Below are 4,323 nucleotides of genomic sequence, written 5' to 3'. Positions count from 1 at the left end.
ATCCTTACTGAATTGGAACCCATAGACGGTTCGCAACCCGTTATCCAAAAGGTAACACTTCCTCGGATTCCGGACTTGCTCCTTGAGAGAACACGAGAACTTTCGGACAAAGAAGAAAAGTCCTATATCCTCAAGATGCAAAACGTAGCTCAGTAGCGTCCTCTTAGTGACAGGATATACCTCCTTTATCCACCTGAAAAAGGCATTCAGCGAAAAGAGACTTGCCATATTAGTGACCAGAAATTTTATGAGCTCCCTCAGAACGACCTGGTTTTTGATGCTGTAGCGCTCGATGAGGTCACGAAAGTACATCACCTCGAGGTATTCCCTGAGTATCCGGAGCTTGACATCAGGGTTTTCCTCTAAGACTACCTCGGGAAATCCTCCAGTTTCGAGGTGCTCGTAGAGGTATTTGCTGACTGGAAACCTTTCCAGGGAGTACAAGAGGGTGCGCGTATCTACACGTATCCCCTTGGCGGTGAGAACTTCTCTGAAAGAAAAGGGCAAAATTTCAAAATTGATGGCTCTTCCCCTCAATTGGGTCGCAATTTCCCGACTCAAAAGCTTAGACGAAGAACCCGTTAGAAAAACCCGAAATCTCCTCGTATCGTAAATTCTCCGAACCCCTATCTCCCAATCAGCTACATTTTGGATTTCGTCCAAGAATACATAGCTCGTTTCTCTCATGTGTTCTGGATAGAGTTCCCTGTAAGCCTCAAGAATGAGCTCCATGTCCGCCGCACGGCAGGGCAAAAGTCTCGGATCGTCAAAGCTGAGGTAGATAATCCGTTCCCGAGGAATACCCAGAGACTGCAACTTCTTCATGAGGGAGAACAGAAGGTACGTCTTACCACTCCTTCGGGGTCCAACGATGGCCACAATCTTCTGCGAACTCAAGGGTATATCGACCTCTCTGGGAACAACCTCTGGAAGTTCTCCCTCCTGGAATTCCCGTATTACTCCCTTGACTACTTCTTTGTTCATGGTTCCCCCAATGATACCATTTCCGCCTAATTTTGGTATCATAAATGATACCAAAAACCGAGGAGAACTGCAATGAGGAGAAAAAGCCGTAGGGACTCATACCTGGCCATCCCCTTGAAATACAAGACTGCTTCGCTTTGCTCGCAGCGACCGAAAGAAGCACCCTCACAGGGATGGGAAGAGGTTCCCACGAGGTGGCGGTTCCGTCTCCGAAGCTGTCTTTCTTGCACAAAGGAGAGGAAGCGGACTGAGCCCCCTTGACAGCCTCCTTTTTCTCCCCTACACTTTTCTTAACCGGTTCAGTAAACCGGTTCAGATAACCATGGTTACCATTGCCGAAATCGCCCGTTTAGCCGGAGTTTCAAAAGCTACGGTCTCAAATGTCCTGAATGGTCGGACTGACCAGGTGAGCCCTGAAACCCGGGCCCGGATTGAGCGAATCATGAAAGAGTGCGGATATGTCCCCAAAAGGGCTGCCCGGAGCCTGAAATCGAACCGGACCCGGACCATCGCTCTTCTTTTCCCACACCTTCCCGCCAGTCTCGTGGCCAACACCTTCTTCTTTCCGGGGTTTTTAAGCGGTGTTGCCCGAGCCTGTGAGGAATCGAGCTACCAGCTCCTCATCACCACCAGTGCGAAATCCTGCGATACCGAGTTCCACTACGAGGCCTTAGTTCAGAGCCGAAGTGTCGACGGTTTCATCGTGAGCGAAATTTTCGTTGATGATCCCCGCTTTTCGGTCCTCCGCAAATTCAACGTGCCTTTCGTGAGCATCGGGAAACCCGAGGGGGAAGATGTTTCCTGGATTAGCTGGGTGGACCACAACCAGGAGGAACTTGCGTACCAGGCGACCCGAAAGCTTGTGGAGCTCGGGCACCGGGATATCCTCTTTGTGGGTCTCTCCCGCAGCCGGGTCTACACCATGCAGCGGCTTTCCGGGTACAGGAGGGCGCTCGAAGAAGCAAAAATCTCTATCCAGGAGCAACTTATCCTTACAGAAGAAATGAAAAAAGAGGAATTACCAGCTAGGCTTCAAAAGCTTTTGCAGAAAGGTATTGGATTCTCTGCACTTTTCGTTACCGATGGACCTTTAACGCTAAGTGCATTGAGAGCTCTCCAAGATCTGGGACTTCGAATTCCTCAAGATGTCTCCCTACTTGGCAACATTGAGGGTGATAACGATCGATTTTATTTTCCTCGGCTTTCAGGAATCCGGGTGAAAGCCGAGGAGTTGGGATACGAAACAGTAAAGCTCCTTGTGCAGCACATAGAGGGGAAGATGCAAGTTCCTGTAGGCAAGTACATAGAGGCGGATTTTGTAGAAGGGTACTCCGTTGGGCCATATATAGGAAGGAGGTGAAAGAGAGCGGAAAAACCCGAGGAAGGAGCGTGTTTTGAGTTCATCTGAAATCTGCCGTCGCAAAAGCAAATTTAAAGGGAGGTTGAGACAAATGAAAGGAAAGTATGTTGTGGTCATGTTTTTACTCCTCGTTCTTGCGTTCTTGGCTCAGTTGCCCTCTCTTGCACAGGAACAGCAGCCCAAGAAACTGGAGGATATAAAGATTCGTTTCTTCGTTGGAGGAGATCCCGGAGACGTCTTTGCCTCTATAGTTTACAAGGGTGCTCAGGACGCTGAGAAAGCCTTAGGAGTTAAGGTAGAATATGTTTTTTCAGGATGGAACGTGGAGAAGATGGTTTCCCAGCTTAGGGACGCTATTGCAGCTCGTCCTGATGGCATCGCCATGATGGGCCATCCTGGAGACGAGGCCCTCATGCCATTAGTCGAAGAAGCTATGCGGCTTGGGATTAAAATGATGTTCCAGAACGTAGATTGTCCCAAGATTCGTGAGAGGTTTGGCAACATCGGTTATGTTGGTGCGGATCTTGCAAAACAGGGATGGGATCTTGGTAAGAAAGCAATAGAAATGTTTGGCCTCCAAAAAGGTGACAGAGTTATAGTCTTCGGAGCGTGGGGTCAACCCGGCCGCTACATTAGAGAAGAAGCGACCGCTAAGGCATTTGAGGAGGCGGGAATAATCGTTGATAGAATTACCGCTCCCCCTGCATCAGCTACCTCTCCAGAGTTGCTTATTCCCCCACTAACTGGAGCAGTATTGGCCCACCCGGAAATCAAGCTGATATGCCTTCCTGGAGGCCAAGCCCTGGCGGCTGCTCCTATGTACATGGAGGCCATAGGCAAGAAACCTGGGGAAATAAAGATCATAGGGTTCGACCTAAATCCTGCGGTAATAGAAGCTTTTCGGAAGGGCTATGTCCAACTTACCGCGGATCAGCAACCTTATCTCCAAGGGTACCTACCAGTCTTGAGCTTAGCCCTTACAATTGCTTATGGATTTTCGCCTATATCCTATGACACGGGAGCTGGTTTTGTCACAGCCGAAAACCACGAGGCAATCGCTCCGCTAGTCGAAGCAGGAATACGGTAGGCGGTAAACAATGGGAGAAGGAGGGTATCGATAAAACTCGATACCCTCCTTTTAGTTTTAGAGGGGGTCTGAAAAATGCCTTCAAAAAAATTGTCCTCAAGAGAGCGCGTTATGAAGGCTATTATGCATGAAGAGCCGGATCGTGTCCCCATTGACCTTGGTGGATCGATAACTACCGGCATAGTAGCTAAAACCCTTGCAGAGTTACGTAAGTATCTAGGGTTAGATAGGCGGCCGGTTAAGATATACGATGTCTTCCAGATGCTTGGAGAGGTAGAAATGGATGTTATAGATAGATTCGAGGTGGACGTTTTACCGATCGAACCTTTAAGCCTGTTTTTTAAAATTAAGCGCAAGGATTATAAGCCGTGGATCTTTCAGGGAGAAGAATTTTTGGTACCTGGGGACTTCAGAGTAGAAGTTGACGAGGAAGGTAATCTTCTTCTTCGGGAGGGTGGAGATCCGGCGAAACCCATTGTTGCAAGGATGCCAAAGGACGGCTATTATTTTGAAGACCTATCCTTCATACACTTTGCAGAGGATTTTAAGCCCCCGTCCCTTGAAGAAATGAGAAGAAAGCGGGAAAGAATACTCACTGATGAAGATTTAGAGTTCATGTCACTACGAGCCGAACTCCTGAGGAAAACAACAGATAAAGCTTTGCTATTGGGGTGTTGGCCAAATGTCGGCTTGTCCCCTGTTGGGAGCCTCCCTAATTTTCTAATTCTACTTGCCCAAGACAGAGGATACGTAAAGGAACTCATGCACCTCCGAGAGGAAGAAACTATAGAAAACCTAAAACTTTTGTGGGATGCTTTGGGAAACAATATTGACATAGTCGTCATAGATGGCTTTGACTTTGGAACACAACAAGGAGAAATGATCTCTCCCG

4 protein-coding genes are annotated in these 4,323 nt (G+C 48.3%); 3 read left to right on the top strand and 1 reads right to left on the bottom strand.

What is annotated here, in order from left to right; genetic code table 11:
- Positions 1-984, bottom strand: a 984-nt coding sequence (locus H5U36_09300) for an ATP-binding protein (GenBank protein MBC7218307.1), incomplete at its 3' end; no start/stop codon positions are given.
- 322 nt (positions 985-1,306) lie between these two features.
- Between H5U36_09300 and H5U36_09295 the strand changes: the two genes are divergently transcribed.
- The 3 genes from H5U36_09295 to H5U36_09285 all read left to right on the top strand — a co-directional run.
- The gene (locus tag H5U36_09295; GenBank protein MBC7218306.1) at positions 1,307-2,344 is read left to right on the top strand and encodes a LacI family DNA-binding transcriptional regulator; all 1,038 of its coding nucleotides are present in this window, start codon (positions 1,307-1,309) and stop codon (positions 2,342-2,344) included.
- A gap of 91 nt (positions 2,345-2,435) precedes the next feature.
- Complete coding sequence (locus H5U36_09290) at positions 2,436-3,431, top strand: substrate-binding domain-containing protein (protein MBC7218305.1); 996 nt, start codon at positions 2,436-2,438, stop codon at positions 3,429-3,431.
- 75 nt (positions 3,432-3,506) lie between these two features.
- Positions 3,507-4,323, top strand: an 817-nt coding sequence (locus tag H5U36_09285; protein MBC7218304.1) for a hypothetical protein, incomplete at its 3' end; no start/stop codon positions are given.

This window comes from Candidatus Caldatribacterium sp. (assembly GCA_014359405.1).
Taxonomy (GTDB): domain Bacteria; phylum Atribacterota; class Atribacteria; order Atribacterales; family Caldatribacteriaceae; genus Caldatribacterium; species Caldatribacterium oleiphilum.
The sequence above is the reverse complement of the archived record's forward strand: the minus strand, read 5'-3'. Positions and strand labels throughout refer to the sequence as shown.

Excerpts from the sequence above, each read along its gene's own strand:
- H5U36_09295 (MBC7218306.1), top strand. The coding sequence starts at position 1,307 with ATGGTTACCATTGCCGAAATCGCCCGTTTAGCCGGAGTTTCAAAAGCT.
- H5U36_09290 (MBC7218305.1), top strand. The coding sequence starts at position 2,436 with ATGAAAGGAAAGTATGTTGTGGTCATGTTTTTACTCCTCGTTCTTGCG.